The sequence below is a fragment of the Blautia luti genome (assembly GCF_013304735.1).
Taxonomy (GTDB): domain Bacteria; phylum Bacillota; class Clostridia; order Lachnospirales; family Lachnospiraceae; genus Blautia_A.
This window is the reverse complement of record NZ_JAAITI010000001.1, coordinates 121,630-142,173: the sequence shown is the minus strand read 5'-3', so window position 1 is coordinate 142,173 and position 20,544 is coordinate 121,630. Positions and strand designations below refer to the sequence as shown.

The window sequence follows — 20,544 nt, the reverse complement described above, 5'->3', positions numbered from 1 at the left end:
CCTTTATTTCCTATTATATAGGGAATATCTCCTTGCTGTGTTTATCCCACTTCATGTACCGGAAGCACTGCAAGTGTGCGGATATTCTGCTCATGGATCTCCCCGCATGCCCGAAGTCCCGCACGGATCACCTCATTAAGCTTCTGCCCGGACAGGTGGCAGATGGTATCATCATCCAGCTCCACTGTGCAGGCCCCTTTGGTACTGCAGGCTACCCGGTACATATTTTTGCGGCTGATGGCTCCGATGGACTCCAGCGTATTGATCATACGGTATACCGTTGCCACACCGATCTTCGGGTCCAGTGCGGAAGCCCTGTAATAAATTTCCTTACAGCAGGAGCACTCCCCTTCCAGAATGATATCAAGCAGGATCCTCCTCTGTCTGGTAATTCTTAAGCCCCGTTCTTTCAGCTTCTCTATAATAAGATCTTTCTGCATCTGTGTATGGCGGTAACATCCTGTTCTCTTTTCTTCTTTCTCAGCTTTTGCGTTCTGCATTCTGATCCCTCCTTTATTATTGAGAAAACTTTTCTTTTATCTAATAAGTTAGTATACTCCAACTGTGGTTAGCTGTAAATAACTTGTTTTGGATTTTTTTATAATATTGAGGATTTCGCCGGAATGCAGTATAATAATTCGTGAATCTATCCATATGAAACCGTCGTTTTGACAAAATGACGAAAAATCCCCTTTCGTTTTTTCGTCAGAATGACAAGAAACTGCCGGAAACTTTGTACGATTCAGCTCTAGCTCTTTTCCTCCATTTTCGATATACTGTTAACCAGCAAAGGAAATTACGTAAAAAACAATATATTAATTTTGGAGGGAAACAACAATGGCAAGTTTATCATTATCTCACATTAATAAAACTTATCCAAACGGCTTCCAGGCAGTTAAAGATTTCAACCTTGAAATCGAAGACAAAGAGTTTATCATCTTCGTAGGACCGTCTGGATGTGGAAAGTCCACAACACTTCGTATGATCGCAGGTCTTGAGGAGATCAGCGGTGGTACACTTAAGATCGGTGACAAAGTCATGAACGATGTTGAGCCTAAGGACCGTGATATCGCAATGGTATTCCAGAACTACGCTCTGTATCCTCATATGACTGTTTATGATAACATGGCATTCGGACTTAAACTTCGTAAAGTTCCGAAAGATCAGATCGATAAAGCAGTTCGTGAAGCAGCAAGAATCCTTGACCTTGACAAACTTCTTGATCGTAAACCGAAGGCTCTTTCCGGTGGTCAGAGACAGCGAGTCGCTATGGGACGTGCTATCGTTCGTAATCCTAAGGTATTCCTTATGGATGAGCCTCTTTCCAACCTGGATGCTAAACTTCGTGTACAGATGCGTATCGAGATTTCCAAGATCCATCAGAGACTTGGTGCTACAATCATCTATGTAACACATGACCAGACAGAGGCTATGACACTTGGTACCAGAATCGTCGTTATGAAAGACGGTGTTGTTCAGCAGGTTGATACACCACAGAACCTGTATCAGAAACCAGGCAACCTCTTCGTTGCAGGATTCATGGGATCTCCGCAGATGAACTTCCTTGATGCTGTTATCTCCGAAAAAGGCGGTAACATGATCGCTACAATCGGTAACGAGCATGAGGTTATTGTTCCTGCAGCTAAAGCTAAAGTTCTCAAAGACAAAGGCTATGTTGGAAAGAAAGTTGTTCTTGGTATCCGTCCTGAGGATATCCATGATTCTCAGATGTTCCTTGAGACATCCCCAAGCAAACCGATGAACTCCGTAGTTAAAGTTTACGAGCTTCTTGGTGCCGAAGTATTCCTGTACTTCGATGTTGACGGAACTCAGATCACAGCACGAGTTGATCCTCGTACAACAGCTAAGACCGGTGATCCGATCAGATTCGCATTCGATATGGAGAAAGCTCACTTCTTCGACAAAGAGACAGAGCTTACAATCACAAACTAATTCTTACCGAATTACAAAAAATGAATTTAACCCCGGGGATATATTTTCCCGGGGTTTCTTTTTTACTCTGCACAATTTTCACTTCATCTACAGAAAGGACTCAATTTTTATGAAAATACAGCAAACACTTCAAAAATGTCTGGATGACTGGAACCGGATCAGTGGACTGGATTTCTGTATTCTGAATGAAAGTAATCAAGTTTTCGCTTCCACCGGAGACAGAAAGCTTCCATCTGCCGAAAAACTCACCCAGTTCCGTGAAGATCCTGCTTTATGCATTTCCAACCGTTCCTGCAGCCTCTACAAATTAAACGGCACATCCGGCGATATGCTTCTGACTGTATGGGGTTCCACGGATTCTGCTTCTACCATCGGAGAACTTGCTGTCTGCCAGGTAGAAAGCCTTCTTACTGCCTATGCGGAAAAAACGGACAAAAATTCCTTCATGCAGAACCTTCTTCTGGAGCGCTACTCTCAGGTGGAAGCCTTCAACAAAGCTGCCCGTCTCCACATTGCACCTTCTGTCCGCCGTGCAGTATTTCTTGTGGAAACCAAACAGCATAAAGATGAAAATGCTCTGGCAACCATCCGGAATATCTTTTCCGCCCGGACCCGTGACTTTATCACTGCCCTGGATGATTCCGGCATTATTGTTGTCCGTGAGCTTCAGAGCACAGAGGGCTATGAAGAGCTTGACGGAATTGCCTGTATGCTTGTAGATATGCTGAATACAGAAGCCATGACTTCTGCCTGGGTCTCCTACAGCAATGCTGCCGACGATATTATGCAGCTTTCTGATGCCTACAAAGAAGCGCGTACTGCTCTGGAAGTCGGAAAAATCTTTTATGCAGACAAAAATGTCTTCGGCTACAACCGCCTTGGTATCGGCCGCCTGATCTATCAGCTTCCGACGCAGGTCTGTGACATGTTCGTAAATGAAATTTTCGGAGATGAGTCTCTGGATTCTATTGATGATGAAACACTGAATATTATCCGAACTTTCTTTGAAAACAACCTGAATCTTTCCGAGACATCCAGACAGCTTTATGTACACAGAAATACTCTGGTGTACCGTTTTGAAAAGCTTCAAAAACGATTCGGACTGGATATCCGTACCTTCGAAGATGCACTGGCTTTTAAACTTGCCATGATGGTAACGGATTACATTACCTACTCCCGGAATCATGGAAAATAAATATCTCAGAAAATATAGTACATAGCACAAAAAAATCCCGGAAATATCTGACGGATATTTCCGGGATTTTATTTTTTACAGAGATATTTTTATTTCAGCAGCATCAGATGTTCCGGTGGAAGATACAGATACTTGGGAAGTCCCATGTCCGGATCTTCCATGAAACTGTTCTTGGGATGCATCCACCACAAACCGGCTGCTGCCTCCTCATCTTTCTTACGGATCATATACTGATGTTCAAACGTTGTTTCAATATACTCATCCACCTGCACTTCCAGGCAGTTCTCTCCAGGCTTCTCTTCCGGCCGGATCCAGTGTCCACGAATTCCCACGTGCGTAATATCTTCTGCCACTTTTTCTGCTGTATGAAGTTTCATTTTCCAGTCTGTGGCATAAATTTCGTGTTCTCCCAGCCGCTGAACTGCTGAAAAATTCTTACATCCGGTAAGTTTTGCCGCTTTCAGCATTCTGGGATTCTCAAACAACCGCTTCGTTTCATCGGTCACGAGGATACGTCCTCCATCCACAACAGAAAGCTCTTTACAGAATTTATAGGCCTCATCTCTGCTGTGAGTTACAAGAATCATATCCCCCGGATAATCCTTAAGAAAATCCTGCATCTCTCTCTGCAGCACATCCTTCAGAAATCCATCCAGTGCGGAAAACGGTTCATCCAGAAGGATTGCTTCCGGCTCTCCGATCATCATTCTGGCCAGTGCCACTCTCTGCTGCTGCCCGCCGGAAAGCTGGGATGGAAGACGTTTTTCCAGTCCCTCCAGATGATAACGCCGGATCAAATCCGACACTTTTTCCTGGACGGAGGCCTTTTCCCCACGGTAACCGCATCGGATATTCTGCTCTACGGTCATGGTTGGAAACAATGCATAATTCTGGAAAAGATAGCCAATCCGCCGTTTCTGTGGTTTCAGATTGATTCCTGCTTCCGAATCAAAGACTGTTTTTCCGTTAATTACAATCTTACCCCGATCCGGAGTTTCAATTCCTGCTATACACCGCAGCGTCATGCTCTTTCCGCTGCCGGATGCTCCAAGAAGCCCGATGGCTGCCGAGCTGCCCTCAAATTGTACTTTCAGGGAAAAATCCCGGAAATTCTTTTCGATATTTACACTGACTGCCATCAGATCCACCTTCTTGTCTTCATTCCTCTTCCGGATACAATGTTAATCAGCGCTACAATCACAAAGGAAATCAGCACAATCACAACGACCCAGAAGCCTGCAGTTCCATAGTTTCCGGCTGCGGTCTCTGCAGCTATGGCTACCGAAACCGTTCTTGTTTTTCCAAGGATATTTCCGGCAAGCATGGAAGTTGCTCCATACTCACCGATGGCACGTGCAAAAGCCAGTACCGTTCCGGAAGCAATTCCCGGTCCTGCCGCAGGCATAACCACCTTCCAGAAGATCCGGTTATCGCTCATTCCCAAAGTCTGGCCCGCATAGATCAGATTCACATCTACCTGCTCAAAAGCACCACGTGCATTGCGGTACATCAGCGGAAACGCAATCACTGCAGCCGCGATCACACAACCTTTCCAGGTCTGTACGATCTTAATATCAAAATTATCCAGAAGAAAACTTCCCAGCGGTCTTTTCAGGCTGAAAATCAGCAGAAGAAAAAATCCGGCAACTGTAGGCGGAAGTACCAGAGGAAGGGTAAGGATACCATCCAGTACTGCTCTGGCTCCTGGTTTCAGTTTCATGATCTTACGGGCGCAGAATACCCCCAGAAAAAAGGCGATCACGGTAGCCACCAGACCTGTTTTTAAGGAAATCCACAGAGGACTCCAGTTTATTTCTTTCAAAAATTCTGTCATCGTTCATTCCTGCACCGACATTTACCGTATTTCAAAAAATTACTGCCGGTTTTCTGCATAATGATTATTTGGAGATACTGTCTTCAGAGTCTGTGCTGTCCTCAGCCTTATATGCTGTGAATCCATAGTACTCAAATACCTTGATTGCAGCGTCAGATTCTACATAATCCAGGAATGCCTCTGCTGCCTTGGTGTCATCCTCAGATGCTTCTTTATCCTCAATAAGTCCTACCGGATAAAGAACCGGAGTCTGAAGGCTGTCTGCCGGTGCCTCTGCAATAGTCTCTACTTTATCCGCAACAGATGCAGCATCTGTCGCATATACTACACCAACTTCATTACTTCCCTCACTGACTGCAGCAAGTACATCTGTTACGTTCTTGCACTCGTTGATCTCCATCTCGTTTACATCATCCATGATTCCAAGGTTGTTGAAAATCTCACGGGAGTACTGTCCAACCGGAACATCCTCACCTGCAAGCGCCATATTCTCGGCATCTGTGATGTTCTCAAATCCTGTTACCTTTGTCTCTCCGTCCTTTGGTTTGATCAGAACGACTTTATTCTCAAGAAGGTCAACAACAGTGTCCTCTTTTGTCAGTTTCTCCTCTGTGAGGGCATCCATCTGTTTATCTGCTGCTGAAAAGAAAAGATCGCAGCGTGCGCCTTCCTCAATCTGTGTCTGCAGTGTACCTGAGCTGTCTGCGCTGTAGTAGATTGTCACATTCGGATAAAGTTCATTGAAATCCTTCTGGATCTCTTCCATGGAATTGCTGAGGCTGGCTGCGATAAAAGCATAAACCTCACCTTTCAGATTCTCATCGCCTTTCACCTCTGTGTCTGCCGCAAAAACACCTCCGGTCATAAGGCCTGTTGTCAGAATTCCCGCTGTAAGAGCTGCTAAGATTTTTTTCTTCACCTTTTTGTCCCTCTCCTTTTTCTGTTTCGTTCAGTTTCATTCAGTTTTGAATGGTTTCGTCTAATTTTACCCAAATGAAAGTTTCTTGTCAAGCGTAAGGCCATTGCTGTTTTTTCATACACATGCTATCATGAAATACACAGAGCAGTTTTTACTGCAACATCAAGATCTTAAAAGATAAGGAGAATTTTTTTATGAAACTCAGTGCACGTAATCAGTTAAAAGGAAAAGTTATCAACATCAACAAAGGCGCCGTAAATTCCATTGTTTCCATTGATATTGGCGGGGGAAATATTATCACAGCAACCATCTCCTGTGCCGCTGTGGAGGAACTGGGACTGAAAGTTGGCTCTGATGCTTATGCGATAATCAAGGCTACCAGCGTTATGGTGGGAATCGATGAATAAATTTTACACAGCCCAGGAAGTCGCCGATAAACTGAAAATCAAAAAGACAACCGTATACGAACTGATCAAGAGAGGCGAACTTTCTTCCTCAAAAATCGGCAAACAGCTTCGTGTCAGCGAAGAACAGTTAGCACAGTATCTGGATGGAGCAGCGCAGATCAGTACTGCAGCGCAGACTCGTGACTATCAGCCGGAAAGCTCTCTTCTGAAAAGAGATTATCTTCTCCACTCCAGTGGGCTGATCATCAGCGGACAGTCTTCCCCTGCCCTGGATCTTCTCTTAAATCAGCTGCCTTCCACTCCCGGAAGCCTGCCGGTACTGCAGTCTCATATGAATACCTACAACGGACTGTATTCTCTCTATTTCGAAAAAGTCCACCTGGCCTGTGCTGCCGCTTCCCTGGAAGATATCGAGAGCCTTGTTCCAGGAGTTTCCCTGACAGCAATCCGGTTCTGCCAGTATCCGGTCGGTTTTTATGTAAAAAAAGAAAATCCCAGAAATATCCGGGATTTTTCAGATCTTACACGGGCAGACATTATTTTTGCAAACCGCGAAAAAGGAAGCAGCCGAAGAGTTCTTCTTGACCGGCAGCTGAAGGCTTCCAAAATTTCACCGGAAGCCATATCCGGCTACCGCAACGAACTGGTTTCCGACTATTCCACCGCCGCTGCCGTTGCCGGCGGACAGGCCGACACAGCACTTGGTGAGGGCTATGCCGCCAGAAGTTTTCCAGGGCTTACTTTTCTTCCTGTCCGTGAGGAAACGCTGTATCTTATCCTGCGTTCCGAGAACTTCTGCGCTCCCGGTTTTCAGGCAGTGGCGGATACCATTGCCTCTGAAAATTTCCGGCGCACCCTTTCTCTTCAGACCGGATATGATACCTCACATACAGGAGAAATTATCACCCTGTAATTACTTAATGGTTTGCGTTCATATATTCATATACTCTGGTTGATACCGCCCGGATTCCGGACTGCAGATGCTCTTCGGACGCACCGCTTGAAAATACGCATAATACATAATCCGTCTTCTTTCCGTAAATAATTGCAATATCATGCTGAACAGAACTTGTTTCTCCTGTTTTGTTGGCGCATACCACTCCGGATGGAAGACCTGCCGGAATTTTATAGCGTACAGTCTGATGGAGCAGAAGATTCAGCATTTCCTTGGAATACTGTTTGGACACACATTTGCCACGGTAAATCTGTTCCAGCAGCTTTCCGCAGTCTTTTGCGGATGCGGTATTTCGTCCTCCGTCACTTGCCCAGGAAGAGGATGACGGATGAAGGGAACTGTGGCAGCCTGTCCTCGTGTATCCGTTCTTTTTCAGATACTGGTTTACTACCGCGGTTCCTTTTACAAAACTTCCGCCTCCGTGCCGTCTTACCAGCTCATTGTAGCTTTCATTGTCACTGACTGTAATCATATCCCACAAAAGATTTCGAACGCTGGAACTGTACTGCATTTTTCCCTGTCTGATCTGATCGTAGGTAGATGCCATGACAAAAGCTTTGATGGTACTTGCCGGATACATTGCCTGATCATTTACATTCACAATATTTCCGGTTTTCAGGTCTTTTATGTAAATGGACCAGTTTCCTCCGTAAGCAGATGCAAAATGTTCCATCTCAGCCTTAAAAGCGCTTAATTTATACTCAGACTTTGTGCTCTTTCTTCCCTGCCAGTCTACATACTGGCCATCCGGCGTTTTCGTTGTCTTGGCAATGGTACCGTCAGATTTCAGATAATAACCGTTCTTCCAGCAATTGGTTGCCATCTTTCCATTTTTGTCGATATAGTATTTGCGACTTCTGTAGGTAATCCATCCGGCTTTCTGCGTCAATCGACCGTTTCCACTTCCAAAATAATAACTTCCGTTAAATTTCTTTCCGTTTACGGTTATATTCAGCTTATGAAAATGTGTTCCAAAGCACATTTTTCCCATGCCGTTGAAATAATAATAGCCTCTTTTCAGTGTCATACCGTAAAGTTTTCTCTGTTTCATATAACGGACATAAGTTTTTCCGTTTAATTTGCCACGATCGCCTGCATAATAATAGCCTCCGAAAACTTTTCCGTTTACTTTCTGGTCTGCAATTTTTACAAGGCCTTTTTCTCCTTTTGTAAAACGGCCATTGGGATCCGAAACATAATACCCCTGAAACGTAATTCCACGAACCGTCAGATTTTTAAAATAATAAACAACCCGTTTCTGTATCAGACGTCCGTTGCTGTCAAACATGTAAATGCCACGGTGCAGAAAATCTGTTTCCGGAATTGCCAGATACTGCAGTCCTGTAATCTTTTTGTTTTTTACATCCCGCAGGCACCAGTTTGCACCGGACTTTTTCAGGTACCTTCCACTATTATCCTGAAACATGATTTTCTCTGTGCCGGACTCCGCTTTTACCTCACGGCAGTTTCCTGCCAGACCAATGCAAAAAATTGCTGTCAGCATAAATAAACACGCAAGCACAGCAATTCCCGGTTTTTTGTTATTAACTTTTACTCTTTTCTCTTCCATTTCTCTTTTTTACTGCCTGCCGGAGTTCCCGGCAGGCCCTTCCACCTGTATGTACCTTTATGTAACTTTTACGGGATATTCGGATTTTGGTTACTCTTCTGACCAGTCTCCATTATCATCCCAGACAATGTCTCCATCACTGCCACTGTTACTGTCATCAATTACATCGTCTCCACTTCCACTGTTATCACTGTCATCTACATAACCGCCGTCATCATTGCCATCATAGTTTCCGCTATCGCTGTTATCGTAATCTCCGCCGTCTCCGTCATCGCTGTTATCACTGTTGTCGTTGCTGTCATAACTGTTGTCTGAACTTCCATCATCGCTGCTATCATAGCTGCCGTTATCAGAACTGTCGTAAGAGCTGTCATCTGTGGAAGAAGTATCGGTCACACTGGAAGTGTCTGTACTGTCTGTGGAATCTGTACTGTCAGATTCACTGTTATCGGTCTCCACATTTCCCTGTGTACTCTTTTCACTCTTGTCACTTAAACTCATGTAAGTCAGATATGCAGAACCGTCCTGAATCATCAGTTTGGCCTTCTCCATATCGCCCAGCTCTGCACTGTAAATCTCATATGCGTTTCCATCTCCGTCTACAACTTTCATATCATAGATTGCATCTGTGGCAGAATCCGGTGTGTAATACATCTGTACCTGCTCTGCATCTTTGATGGTAGATTCCGCAGGAATGAGATTTTTGCCCCATTCTGTTCCGCCGGCTGCACGGAGATAAATCTCACGGATTTCACCCTTGGTACTGTTGGTAAGATATACAAATTTTGCAGTGCTTGTTTTTACGCCAATCAGCTTCGGTGCCGGCGTGGAAGTCGGAAGCGGTGTGGACGTCGCAGGTGCTGCAGTCGGTGCCGCAGTCGGAACCGGTGTCGGGGTTACTTCCACTGTGTCTTTTGAGGAACTTCCACATCCGGCTGCACTCAGTGCTGCAGCTGCTGCCAGTGCAATCATAATTTTCTTATATTTCATAATAATTACCTCCAGAATTACTGTTTACACATATTTACGCAAGTAATGTTTTTCCGATAAAATATCCGAGAACCAGGATTCCGAGAATGATTCTGTACCATCCAAATACCTTGAAATCATGTTTCTTGATATATCCCATCAGGAATTTGATCGCCAGGATTGATACCACAAAAGATACCAGTACGCCTACGATCAGGATGATCAGCTCTGTGGAGCTGAAGGCAAAACCGAATTTCACAAGCTTCAGAAGGCTTGCGCCAAACATAACCGGAATTGCCAGGAAAAAGGTGAACTCAGCCGCAACCGTACGGGATGTTCCGGCAAGGATTCCTCCGATAATCGTAGATCCGGAACGGGAAGTTCCAGGAATTACGGAAAGCACCTGAAAACAGCCAATAATCAGAGCTGTTTTGAATGTAAGTTTATCCAGTCTGGTACAGGTTGGTCTGCGGCGTTTATTGTAATTCTCGATCACAATAAAAAGAACACCATAAACAATCAGTGTGATCGCAACCACAACATAATTATAGAATTTCTCTTCAATGATGTCATTAAACGGAAGTGCGATGATGATCGTCGGCAGACATGCCACCAGGATCTTGAACCACAGAATCCATTTCTCCTTATCACAGTATTTCTCCACAAATGTAAGGATTCCTCTGGATACTGCCGGCTGTTTACGAAGGGCCATCTGTGTTTTTTTGGGAATCTTCCTTATGTAAAAAGGCCACAACTTGTTCCAGTACAGAACAACAACTGCCATGATCGCACCAAGCTGGATCGCTACCAGAAAAAATTCCATAAATGCATCGGACACATTCAGCTTGATAAATTCATCTACCAGGATCATATGCCCGGTACTGCTGATCGGAAGCCACTCTGTGATTCCCTCCACAATGCCAAGAAGGATAACCTTCAGCAATTCTATAAAACTCATGTTAACTCCTTTCCAAAAGCACATTTCGCTTTGTGCCCAAAATAAGATAAGGACCGAACCGATATATAAACAGCGGCTCCGTCCTTATCAGTATATTACATATTTTTCAATTCGTAAACTTTGAATCTTTTATTTCGCAAAATTTACATATTTTTTACATTTAACAACGCTTAACGATTGTCAATTGTCGCAATATCTACCAGAGTCAGGTGGTTCAGGTCTGTATTCTCAAGACTTGTGACCAGAGCCTCTGCAGTATCAAGGCTTGTAAGCACATTGACACCTGTCTCGATGGCATTACGACGGATCACGAAACCATCTTTCTGATGCTCAACACCCTGTGGCGGTGTGTCGATAACAACATCGATCTTGTGACCAAGGATCAGGTCCATCAGGTTCGGAGACGGCTGCTCCAGCTTGTTGGTACGTGTTACCTTGATTCCGTTTTCAGTCAGTACGCTTGCAGTACCTCTTGTTGCAAAGATACGGTATCCCTGAGCCTCGAAACGTTTTGCGATCGGAATGATATCCTTCTTATCCTCATCTTTTACAGTGATGATCATCTGTTTGTGCTTCGGAAGACGGATTCCGGCTCCGATGAAGGCTTTGTAAAGAGCCTCGTTAAAGGTTTTTGCAATACCAAGGCACTCACCTGTGGATTTCATCTCAGGTCCGAGGCTGATATCTGCGCCCCTGATCTTCTCAAAGGAGAATACCGGCATCTTGATCGCAAAGTACTCTGCTTCCTTCTGAAGTCCCGGTGTATAACCCAGCTCTTTGATCTTGCGGCCAAGGATAACTCTTGTTGCAAGAGGAACGATCGGAATTCCGGTTACCTTGCTGATGTACGGTACTGTACGACTGGAACGCGGGTTAACCTCGATCACATATACATCCTCGCCTACAACGATGAACTGAATATTGATCATACCGATAACATGAAGTGCCTGTGCAAGACGACGTGTGTATTCGGCGATGGTATCTTTTGCTTTCTGGCTGATGGTCTGTGCCGGATATACAGAAATACTGTCTCCGGAGTGGATACCTGCACGCTCGATGTGCTCCATGATTCCAGGGATCAGGATGTCCTCACCGTCGCATACTGCATCGACCTCGATTTCTTTACCCATCAGGTACTTATCAACAAGGATCGGATGCTCCTGTGCGATCTGGTTGATGATTCCGATGTACTCTTCCACGTCCTCATCGCTGACAGCGATACGCATTCCCTGTCCTCCAAGTACATAGGACGGGCGGACAAGTACCGGATAACCCAGCTCATTGGCAGCTTTTTTCGCCTCTTCTGCTGTGAATACGGTATGTCCCTTCGGTCTCGGGATCTCACATTTCTCAAGGATGGCATCAAAGAGCTCTCTATCCTCTGCAGCATCTACGTTCTCAGCAGATGTTCCGAGGATCTTAACGCCCATCTTGATCAGTGCCTCTGTAAGCTTGATAGCTGTCTGTCCACCGAACTGAACAACAGCTCCGTCCGGTTTCTCGATATTTACAACATTCTCAACATCTTCCGGTGTCAGCGGCTCAAAATACAGCTTATCTGCAATATCGAAGTCTGTACTTACTGTCTCCGGATTATTGTTGATGATGATCGTCTCATATCCTTCTTTCGCAAATGCCCATGTACAGTGTACAGAGCAGAAGTCGAACTCGATACCCTGACCGATACGGATCGGGCCGGAACCAAGTACCAGGATCTTTTTCTTATCTTTTGTTTCTGCAGCTTCATTCTCTGTCTGCTCATCGCCGTATACAGAATAATAGTATGGTGTCTCTGCCGCAAACTCTGCTGCACAGGTATCAACCATCTTGTATGCCGCACGGATGCCGTACTCTTTACGCAGGTCTTTGATCTCAGCTTCTGTCTTTCCTGTCAGGTCTGCGATGATGTAGTCCGGGAACTCCAGACGTTTTGCTTCCAGAAGAAGGTCTTTGTCCAGCTTCTGAGTTTTCAGAGCCTGCTCCATCTCAACAAGGATAGCCAGCTTATCGATGAACCAGATGTCGATCTTTGTGATATCATGAAGCTTCTCCTGGGAAACATTTCGTCTCAGGGCTTCTGCGATCTTCCAGATACGGCGGTCATCCACAATGTTCAGCTCGTCCATCAGTTCTTCATCAGAAAGATGTGAGAAATCATAGGACATTAGACTGTCCACATGCTGCTCCAGGGAACGGATAGCCTTCATTAAAGCACCCTCAAAGTTATGGCAGATACTCATAACCTCACCGGTAGCCTTCATCTGTGTAGTCAGTGTACGTTTTGCTGTGATGAATTTGTCAAATGGCAGACGCGGGATCTTAACAACACAGTAATCCAGCATCGGCTCGAAGCTTGCGTATGTTTTGCCTGTGATGGCGTTCGGGATCTCATCCAGTGTGTAGCCCAGTGCGATCTTGGCTGCAACCTTGGCGATCGGATAACCGGTAGCCTTACTTGCAAGTGCGGAGGAACGGCTTACACGAGGGTTAACCTCGATAACGCAGTACTCAAAGCTCTCCGGATGAAGAGCGTACTGTACGTTACATCCACCTGTGATGCCAAGCTCTGTAATAATGTTAAGTGCAGATGTACGGAGCATCTGATACTCTTTGTCTCCTAAGGTCTGGGAAGGAGCAACTACGATGGAGTCACCGGTATGGACACCAACCGGGTCAATGTTCTCCATGTTGCAGACTGTGATGCAGTTTCCTGCGCTGTCTCGCATTACCTCGTACTCGATCTCTTTCCATCCGGCGATACATCTCTCTACAAGAACCTCGCCTACACGGGAAAGACGGAGACCATTCTCAAGGATCTCACGAAGCTCCGGCTCATTATGCGCGATACCGCCGCCGCTTCCGCCAAGTGTATATGCAGGACGGAGAACAACCGGATAACCGATAGTCTGAGTAAACGCAACACCGTCTTCTACAGTTGTTACGACCTTGGATGCTGCAACCGGCTCGCCGATCTTTTCCATTGTATCCTTAAATTCCTGACGGTCCTCAGCTTTACGGATGGTTGCTGCTGTGGTACCGATGAGGCGTACATTGTGCTCTTTCAGGAAGCCTTTCTCCTCAAGCTCCATGGCAAGGTTCAGTCCTGCCTGGCCGCCCAGTGTAGGAAGTACACTGTCCGGTTTCTCTTTGAGGATCAGCTGCTCTACGACCTCAACAGTCAGAGGCTCGATGTAAACTCTGTCTGCGATGTCTTTATCTGTCATGATGGTAGCAGGATTGGAGTTTAAAAGTACAACCTCCATGCCCTCTTCCTTCAGGGAGCGGCATGCCTGGGTTCCTGCATAGTCAAACTCTGCTGCCTGGCCGATTACGATCGGACCTGAGCCGATTACAAGTACTTTTTTTATGTCCTTATTCCTTGGCATTATTTCTCTCCTCCCATCATCTTCATGAATCTGTCAAACAGATAACTGGAATCCTGTGGTCCCGGGCATGCTTCCGGATGGAACTGTACCGTAAAGATGTTCTTTCCATTATATGCCATACCCTCGTTTGTTCCGTCGTTGACGTTTACAAATGCAGGATGTGCGATATTTTTCTCCTCAAGGCCCTCTGCGTCTACAACGTAGCCATGGTTCTGGGAAGAAATATATACTCTTCCTGTCTCAAGGTCTTTAACCGGATGATTTCCGCCTCTGTGACCGTATTTCATCTTATGGGTATCTCCGCCCGTTGCAAGAGCCATAAGCTGATGTCCAAGGCAGATGGCAAAGATCGGCACATCAGAGTCATAGAGTTTTTTGATTTCTTTAATAATAGAAGTACATTCCTTCGGATCTCCAGGGCCGTTGCTGAGCATGATGCCGTCCGGATTGTCTCCAAGGATCTCTTCTGCGGATGTCAGAGCCGGGTAAATAGTAACCTGGCATCCTCTCTCATTCAGTGAGCGTGCAATGTTTTTCTTGGCGCCCAGATCAAGAAGGGCAACCTTCGGTCCGTTCCCCTTAAGCACTTCCTTTTCGCGGCAGGAAACCTTCTCTACCACTTTTCCTGTTGTATATGCTTTTAATCTGGGGATGATTGTATCCAGGTCATAGTTCTCGTCAACTGTGATCATTCCGTTCATGGTTCCCTTCTCACGAAGGATCTTAGTCAGTGCTCTGGTATCAATTCCTGCGATTCCCGGAATGTCGTTTTTGCTCAGAAAATGCTGAATGGTGTCTACGCTTCTGAAGTTGCTGGGAACTCGTGATAATTCGCGTACAATAAATCCGTCAATCCACGGCTTCCTTGATTCCTGGTCATCATAACAGATTCCGTAGTTTCCGATCAGCGGATATGTCATACACACCGCCTGTCCTGCGTAAGAAGGATCTGTCATTACTTCCAGATAACCGGTCATGGAAGTGTTAAAGACAATTTCACTGATGACTTCCCTTGCAGAACCAATGCTGGTTCCTGTAAATACATGGCCATCTTCCAATATCAGAAATGCTTTCATACAATCTCCCTTTCTTTGTTCTCTTATTTTATCCTAAATCTTCAAGATTGTATCACAGGAATCGCCATTTTTCAACACCATATACAAAAAAAATGCATAAAACTAACTCAAAATATTTTTTTCAAATTTTTTTAATTTTTTTGAATTTTTCTATTGACATTATTCAATTCTTGGGTTATTATAAGTGAGCAGTCGACGAACGGAGCTAAATGAAGTGAAGTAAGCCGGTTGAAAAAATGCAGGAATGGCGGAATTGGCAGACGCGCAGGCTTCAGGTGCCTGTGGTCGCAAGATCGTGTGGGTTCAAGTCCCATTTCCTGCATTCTTTTTTATTTTATCCAAAATCAAAAAGGAGCTGTTGCTTCCGGATGAATATTTATCCAGAGGCAGCAGCTCTTTTTATTTTTCTCATTTTTCCTCAAAAAATCCGGAGAAAAAAGTAAAACCCGGGTTCTCTCCCACTTTCGCTATGATGTAGTCAGTTCAAAGAACAACACATTTACAAAAGGAGGATCCGATCATGAAGCCCTAAACTTTAGACACCAATTACCAATTAACTTCATTCATATGTAAAACAGGAGGAAAAAATATGACTATCAGATTTGATCATTACGATCCCAACGAATTTCTCAGCACTTTCATAGCATTTATTATTGTACTGGCCGGCATCTCCATTTTAGCATGGATAGTTTTCTACTTTATAAAAAATTCCGACAAAACCAAGCCTGTCATCACAAAACGTGTAAAAATCCTCGCAAAACTTCCAGGTGCACACATGGTTGGATGGTATCTCGTTGAATGTGAAGACGGAGAACGTTTAAAACTCAGAACCTTTGAAAATCATAAAGTACTTTTTTCTGTAAATGATATCGGAATTATCCGCTATCAGGGAAACACCATCCTCTCCTTCCAGAGAGAAATAACCAATCCAATCCGCTGAAAGGACACTTTCTATGATTCATGTACGATCTTTCCGCACTGCCGGGAAATGCCACGGATTTGATATCAGCCGGTGTCAGGATCAGATCAGAATACTTTCCGATGCCACACAGACAACCATTGTTTTATGCGACGGGGCTGGAAGCAGCCCCTATGGTGGCATTGCAGCCAGTGTAACTGCAAGTATTCTGGCCCGGAATCTTCATTCTAATTTTGAGCAATATCTCCATAACGCACTTCCCGATATCAAAATGCAGCTCACCCGGACAATAAATAACGAACTGAAAAAAATGGCAAAAGAAATGCAGATCGCTCCCAGACTGCTGGCAACAACCATACTCGCCATTTCCATGGACAAAAACGGCAAATTTATCGGTGTACATCTGGGAGATGGATGCATATTATGGAACATTAACAGTTCCGACCGCCTGCAGACCGTTTCTTCACCCCAAAGTGGAAATACCCCAAATTCAACCTATCTGACCATGAACTGCACTCTTTTTTATTATCTGCGTTTTTATCGCTGGACAAAACCTGGTGCCAGAAGGATCATTCTTTTATCCGATGGAATGAACAGCCTGAACGTTCCTCTCACTTCCGGTATCTTTTCTGTGCAGAATCAAGATCTCCTGAATCAGAAAATGATAAACACCAGAAATTTTGATGATATGAGCTATGTACTCTGTGAGTTAGATGCTCCCTGTTCCAGACAATAACGTCAGTGATACGGACATTTTGGCAAAATCATTCGGAAATATATGTGATATCCACAGTTTTCTCTTTTCTGGCTCCTAGGATCTGCTCCGCTTTTTCCCTCAGCTCTCCGTACCCGTAGAAAGGAATACCATAATATCTGTCGTCATCCCGTCCCAGCGCATATACCATCTCTTTCTCAAAATCCACATAGGCATAAGGAATATCCGCATACGGGTGCAGCTGAGAATTTTCATCCACAGAATAGATATTCAGTACTCTTTCCAGCCATCCGTCAAGGGAACTGATGCTTACCTGGCCCTCTTTTGTATACAGCGCCAGATATCTTCCTTTCGGATCTGTCAAAATATCTGTTTTCTGTGCAGAATCCGTATCCACCACCTGTGTCGCAATGTTTTTTCCGGAAGCAAGATCCCAGATTGTAACTTTTTTGTTGCAGTATACTACCAACTGTTCATCTCTTTTAAAAAATGCCACCAGCGGTTCCTCTGCCCCATTACGGGGAATTGTGAAAAACGGCTCTTTCTTCCCTCCGTCATACACATCAATGGATGTATCACCTACAACTGCAAAACGCTTCGTTGACGTTCCCTGAACTTGCGTCTCTTCCGTCGTTTCCTCCACAGTTTCTTCTGTCTGAATTTTCTTTTTTATATCCTGCGCCTCTGCCGGTTTCATGGATGCATCCTGCGCGATCTGAGAAATAACCAGAAACGGCGTCCCGTCCTTCATCTGAATGATCACTTTTTTATTCGAATCATATAAAAAACCGCCAACAGAACGGTCTTCCACTGAAAAAATCTTCTGATGATTATCCATCCAGAACCGTTCCACACTTCCGTCCGCAAGACCAAGCAGCACTGTACTTTCATCATACACTGCCATTTTTACGATTGGATATGAAAAATCTTCTTCGCATAATATATTGTATGTATTCCTGTCAATGATCATCAGATGTGTACCCAGGTTGACGAAGATCACATCTGCCTTTTTTTCACTGTCAAACTGGAAATCTTCATATACTGCCGCATCTGCATACAGCGAATCTTCATACTGTGTCCGCAGGTAATGGGTCGTATTTTCCCACACTTTTCCCTTTTCCAGCTGATATATTACCTCGCGGTATCTTTTTTTATCATCGATTCCACTGTTTCCAAAAGGCACGTTCTCACATTCTATGGTAAGAAATTCCGAATTACTGATAAAACGGATCGTAGAAACATGATTGGCTTCCAGTGTTGTCTGTTTTCCGGTATTCAGATCAACCGTCTGAATACCTCCGTCCCAGATATCTCCGGAAGCATAATCAAGCCAGCTGACTGCCAGCATATTTCCGTCCGGAGAAATTGCGATGGAAGTTATATGATCCATTGCGTCCACAGTCAGTCTGATCTTTTTCATGCTGCCATGGTTCAGATCATACCGATACACATAAACTCCATCCAGAGACTCGCAACCAAATACAAGCATCCCATCATGAAGTGCCCAGACCGGAGTTTCCAGCATGTTGTCGTCTTCTTTTAACGAAATCCTTTTTATACATTTCTGCTGTTCAATGTCCATGTAGTACGCTGTGTTCTGTGAAAACAACAATATTTTTCCTTCGGAAACAAATTTTCCATCTATAAATATAGAAGTTTCTTCTTCCAGTTTACACTTCCACTGCAAAGACCAATCTTCCATATTGTAAAAATACGCGATTCCGGATTCATCCAGACAGAAAAACACCTTTCCATCCGGACTGCTTTCACCGATATCCGTTGTATTATTTTCCAGTTCCACCTGTCTGTCCGGTCGGAAGCCTTCTACATTTCCTTCATGATGATAACTGTACAGGGCAGAATTCAATGCATAGATCTCTTCCGGAATCACTGGAGTATCCCCGTCTTCCTGTGCCTCCAGAGCAGCCTGCAGTGCTTCTTCCCGGTTTCCTTCCTTCAAAAGTTCCCCAGACAGAGCCACCTGATCCTCTGCCCTGTTTTCCAGGATCCGCCGGTTCTGTTCTTCAATCCTGCGGTTTCTGTCCATGGCAAACAGAAAAAAAGCATTTGCCATCAGCACAGCCAGGGAGCCAATGACTGTATATTTCTTTATGATATAATTTCTCTGTCTCTGTTTCAGAGAATCATATGTGGTTCCTAAGATGGGAGCAGCAATCTTTAACAGTACATTTTTCTTTACATTTCGTATCACCTGTTCTGGTGTTTCCCCTCTTGCATCGGCAGCAAGAACCTCTGCGGTCCTGTCACTGCCCAGCAGTTCCTTTGGAAAAACTTCTTCCGGTTCTCCATCTGTTACTACGGCAAGTATTCTGGATCGGTCATGAAATTCAAGAAATGTTTTTATTTCCAGATTAACCCAGGGGGAATCTTTAGTTTCAGAAGAGCAGATCACGATCAGCCATCCTGAATTTTTCAGCGCTTCCCGGATCTGAAGCCCAAAATCAGAACAGGATGACAGTTCCCCTTCGTCCATAAAAACCCGTCTGATCTTTTTTATTTTATTTTTACGCATCCACGGAATGTGGAAATGTTCCAGTTTCTGCTGAAGTATTTTTGCAGCCTGGCTGTCCGTTTCCCCATGACGATAGCAGATAAACGCATCATATACAACCTGGGAAAGATCGCTTTTATACGGCTGCAGCGCATGAATAAGATCCGATACATCTGCCAGCATTTCTTCACAGGAATGATATCGCTCCTCCGGCGTTTTCTTTAACGCTTTCGAAATGATCTGATGGACTTTATCCGCCATATGAGCCGGACAGTTCAGCTTTTTCAGTTTTCTTTTTGAAAGATACAGGCCGATATTCGCAGAGTCAAGTTCCCTCTGGGTGTATCTCTTTCCGGTCAGCATCAGAAGAAGCAGGTATCCCACACTGTACAGATCTGCCTCTGCTCCCAGCCTCAGAGTTCCATCATTGTGCCCGACAATCTCCGGCGACTCGAATCCCATTGTGGAAAATAATGCTCTGTCACGAATCACAGGACATAACCCGTCCTCGCAGACAGGTCTCGCCGCTCCAAAATCCACCAGAGAAACCAGATTATCTTCCGCCGAAAGGCTTCCTTTTATAAAAACATTTCCGTCCTGGATATCCAGATGGAGAAAACCTGCTTCATGGACTTCCTTTACCGCAAATAATACCTGTTTTATGATCTGAAATGCCTGGACAACCGAAAGTTTTTCTCCCCGGGAAAGATAAGATTTCAGTGCTTTTCCTTTGGATTCCAGTGATGTCATGACTGTAAGTGTATTATTTACCAGATGAAAGGTATGTCCCTCATCAAAAGAGAGCTCAACTTCCCAGGAAGCACTAATGACAGGAATCGTTCTAGCCGCGGTATTGTAAATTTTTCCTGTTATTTCCTGCTCCTGCATCTGCATTTTTCTGACAGAATTAAGATAACGGACTGCTGCCGGATTTTCTGTCGCAGATACGATCTCACCATCTTCCCTGCGCTCAAAAACAAAGGCAGATGACAGTGGAAAACACTCTTTTAACGCATAGTCAATTTCACTGACTGTAATTTTCCCATTAAAATGAGATATTTTTTTACACGGGTATACGATACTTCCGCCGCCTTCTCCGACAGGCGTTCCGGTAATTTTATACAGTTCACCCTGGGATAAACGGATCCATGTTCCCTCCCGCAGTACTTTTCGCAT

General features: G+C 44.7%; 16 protein-coding genes and 1 tRNA gene. 7 read left to right on the top strand and 10 right to left on the bottom strand.

The features are described 5' to 3' along the window. Positions 1 to 41 precede the first annotated feature (41 nt). A complete protein-coding gene (locus G5B06_RS00610) occupies positions 42 to 500 on the bottom strand; it encodes a transcriptional repressor (RefSeq protein WP_021976235.1) in 459 nt (152 codons plus the stop codon). 337 nt (positions 501 to 837) lie between these two features. Between G5B06_RS00610 and G5B06_RS00605 the strand changes: the two genes are divergently transcribed. Together G5B06_RS00605 and G5B06_RS00600 are read left to right on the top strand one after the other, a co-directional pair. Then, positions 838 to 1,953, top strand: coding sequence for an ABC transporter ATP-binding protein (locus G5B06_RS00605; protein WP_118061999.1), 1,116 nt, complete (start codon positions 838 to 840; stop codon positions 1,951 to 1,953). A 109-nt stretch (positions 1,954 to 2,062) separates the two neighbouring features. Continuing rightward, positions 2,063 to 3,148, top strand: coding sequence for a PucR family transcriptional regulator (locus G5B06_RS00600; RefSeq protein ID WP_148444999.1), 1,086 nt, complete (start codon positions 2,063 to 2,065; stop codon positions 3,146 to 3,148). 89 nt (positions 3,149 to 3,237) lie between these two features. Here G5B06_RS00600 and G5B06_RS00595 read toward each other — a convergent pair whose 3' ends face one another. The 3 genes from G5B06_RS00595 to modA form a co-directional block, all read right to left on the bottom strand. Beyond that, complete coding sequence (locus tag G5B06_RS00595) at positions 3,238 to 4,287, bottom strand: sulfate/molybdate ABC transporter ATP-binding protein (protein ID WP_148445000.1); 1,050 nt, start codon at positions 4,285 to 4,287, stop codon at positions 3,238 to 3,240. Continuing rightward, positions 4,287 to 4,982: a molybdate ABC transporter permease subunit gene (modB, locus tag G5B06_RS00590; protein WP_148445001.1), complete on the bottom strand. Its 696-nt coding sequence runs from the start codon at positions 4,980 to 4,982 to the stop codon at positions 4,287 to 4,289. Before modB ends, G5B06_RS00595 begins: the two co-directional genes overlap by 1 nt. A gap of 64 nt (positions 4,983 to 5,046) precedes the next feature. After that, on the bottom strand, positions 5,047 to 5,901 hold the full coding sequence (gene modA, locus G5B06_RS00585) for a molybdate ABC transporter substrate-binding protein (RefSeq protein ID WP_173771132.1): 855 nt from the start codon (positions 5,899 to 5,901) through the stop codon (positions 5,047 to 5,049). A gap of 194 nt (positions 5,902 to 6,095) precedes the next feature. Between modA and G5B06_RS00580 the strand changes: the two genes are divergently transcribed. Further along, a complete protein-coding gene (locus G5B06_RS00580; RefSeq protein WP_173771131.1) occupies positions 6,096 to 6,308 on the top strand; it encodes a TOBE domain-containing protein in 213 nt (70 codons plus the stop codon). Continuing rightward, positions 6,301 to 7,221, top strand: a complete 921-nt coding sequence (locus G5B06_RS00575; RefSeq protein WP_173771130.1) for a helix-turn-helix transcriptional regulator — start codon at positions 6,301 to 6,303, stop codon at positions 7,219 to 7,221. Before G5B06_RS00580 ends, G5B06_RS00575 begins: the two co-directional genes overlap by 8 nt. A 4-nt stretch (positions 7,222 to 7,225) precedes the next feature. Here G5B06_RS00575 and G5B06_RS00570 read toward each other — a convergent pair whose 3' ends face one another. The 5 genes from G5B06_RS00570 to G5B06_RS00550 form a co-directional block, all read right to left on the bottom strand. Continuing rightward, a complete protein-coding gene (locus G5B06_RS00570; protein WP_173771129.1) occupies positions 7,226 to 8,833 on the bottom strand; it encodes a serine hydrolase in 1,608 nt (535 codons plus the stop codon). A gap of 90 nt (positions 8,834 to 8,923) precedes the next feature. Next, on the bottom strand, positions 8,924 to 9,823 hold the full coding sequence (locus G5B06_RS00565; RefSeq protein ID WP_173771128.1) for a hypothetical protein: 900 nt from the start codon (positions 9,821 to 9,823) through the stop codon (positions 8,924 to 8,926). A gap of 34 nt (positions 9,824 to 9,857) precedes the next feature. Further along, the gene (locus G5B06_RS00560; RefSeq protein ID WP_173771127.1) at positions 9,858 to 10,760 is read right to left on the bottom strand and encodes an undecaprenyl-diphosphate phosphatase; all 903 of its coding nucleotides are present in this window, start codon (positions 10,758 to 10,760) and stop codon (positions 9,858 to 9,860) included. A 170-nt stretch (positions 10,761 to 10,930) separates the two neighbouring features. Beyond that, entirely contained in the window at positions 10,931 to 14,146 is a 3,216-nt protein-coding gene (gene carB / locus G5B06_RS00555) for a carbamoyl-phosphate synthase large subunit (protein ID WP_173771126.1), read from the bottom strand. Next, the gene (locus G5B06_RS00550; RefSeq protein ID WP_015527400.1) at positions 14,146 to 15,222 is read right to left on the bottom strand and encodes a carbamoyl phosphate synthase small subunit; all 1,077 of its coding nucleotides are present in this window, start codon (positions 15,220 to 15,222) and stop codon (positions 14,146 to 14,148) included. Before G5B06_RS00550 ends, carB begins: the two co-directional genes overlap by 1 nt. 238 nt (positions 15,223 to 15,460) lie before the next feature. Here G5B06_RS00550 and G5B06_RS00545 point away from each other — a divergent pair. From G5B06_RS00545 to G5B06_RS00535, 3 genes are all read left to right on the top strand, one after another. After that, positions 15,461 to 15,544, top strand: a tRNA-Leu gene (locus G5B06_RS00545). 267 nt (positions 15,545 to 15,811) lie between these two features. Next, positions 15,812 to 16,162: a DUF2500 domain-containing protein gene (locus tag G5B06_RS00540; protein ID WP_148445007.1), complete on the top strand. Its 351-nt coding sequence runs from the start codon at positions 15,812 to 15,814 to the stop codon at positions 16,160 to 16,162. Between the two features lie 13 nt (positions 16,163 to 16,175). Next, a complete protein-coding gene (locus G5B06_RS00535; RefSeq protein WP_173771125.1) occupies positions 16,176 to 16,877 on the top strand; it encodes a protein phosphatase 2C domain-containing protein in 702 nt (233 codons plus the stop codon). Positions 16,878 to 16,905: 28 nt separating this feature from the next. Here the strand turns inward: G5B06_RS00535 and G5B06_RS00530 are convergent, their stop codons facing one another. Beyond that, entirely contained in the window at positions 16,906 to 20,544 is a 3,639-nt protein-coding gene (locus G5B06_RS00530; protein WP_173771124.1) for a protein kinase domain-containing protein, read from the bottom strand.